Raw genomic sequence first — 1,278 nt, 5'->3', positions numbered from 1 at the left:
CGCCCCCCTCGACCTCGAACCCCAACGCCAACACGTCCACGCCCAGATCAACGCCCGCTTCACCATGGTGCCGCCGCAGCTGTAAAGACCCCTGAGCGGAAATCCGAAAACACGACCGAATTACGGCCGAGTGCTCATCAGAGCGCCCCACCGCACAATTCAACACGCGTCAATAGGACTCACCCCACAATCCGTTGGGTGGCCGCGCCCCACCAATTCCCTACCAGTCGGTAACTCATAAGCTCGTCCCATGCGCCGAGCAAAAATCGTCTGCACCCTGGGACCCGCCACCGACTCCTACGACCAGATCAAAACCCTGGTCGACGCCGGAATGGACGTAGCCCGCCTCAACCTCAGCCACGGCAGCCACGCCGAACACGAGGAGCGCTACCACCGGGTCCGCAAAGCCGCAGACGAAACCGGCCGCAGCGTCGGCCTCCTCGCCGACCTCCAAGGCCCGAAAATCCGACTCGGCCGCTTCACCGAAGGCCCCGTACTCCTCGAACGCGGCGACACCTTCACCATCACCGTCGAAGACGGCACCGAAGGCGACGGCCACATCTGCGGCACCACCTACGCCGACCTCGCCACCGACGTCACCACCGGCGAACGCATCCTCGTCGACGACGGCAAAGTCAGCCTCGAAGTCACCGCAGTGGACGGCCCCCACGTCCACACCACCGTCCTCGAAGGCGGCATCATCTCCGACCACAAAGGCCTCAACCTCCCCGGCGTCGCACTCTCCGTCCCCGCCCTCTCCAAAAAAGACGAAGACGACCTCCGCTGGGCCCTGAACACCGGCTTCGACGTCATCGCCCTCTCCTTCGTCCGCACCGCCCGCGACATCCAGGACGTCCACCGCATCATGGACGAAGAAGGCCGCCGCCTCCCCGTCATCGCCAAAATCGAAAAACCCCAGGCCGTCGACAACATCGACGACATCGTCGCCGCCTTCGACGGCATCATGGTCGCCCGCGGAGACCTCGGCGTCGAAATGCCACTGGAGCAAGTCCCGATCGTCCAAAAACGCGCCATCAAACTCGCCAAACGCAACGCCAAACCCGTCATCGTCGCCACCCAGATGCTCGACTCGATGATCGACAACGCCCGCCCCACCCGCGCCGAAGCCTCCGACGTCGCCAACGCCGTCATCGACGGCACCGACGCCGTCATGCTCTCCGGCGAAACCAGCGTCGGCAAACACCCCATCGAAACGGTCCGCACCATGGCCCGCATCGTCGAAGCGGCAGAGGAGGACATCCTGGCGAAGGGCCTCCC

Annotated in this window: 1 protein-coding gene and 1 pseudogene; both read left to right on the top strand. The window is 64.7% G+C overall.

The annotated features are described in order from the left end of the window. Positions 1-85: pseudogene (locus C1J00_RS48510) on the top strand (SIMPL domain-containing protein); the annotation flags it as partial. A gap of 165 nt (positions 86-250) precedes the next feature. Continuing rightward, positions 251-1,278 (top strand): pyruvate kinase (gene pyk, locus C1J00_RS43350; protein ID WP_102914228.1); only part of this gene is annotated, 1,028 nt, incomplete at its 3' end.

The organism is Streptomyces cahuitamycinicus, from assembly GCF_002891435.1.
Taxonomy (GTDB): Bacteria; Actinomycetota; Actinomycetes; order Streptomycetales; family Streptomycetaceae; genus Streptomyces; species Streptomyces cahuitamycinicus.
This window is presented reverse-complemented; position numbering and strand designations above follow the sequence as displayed.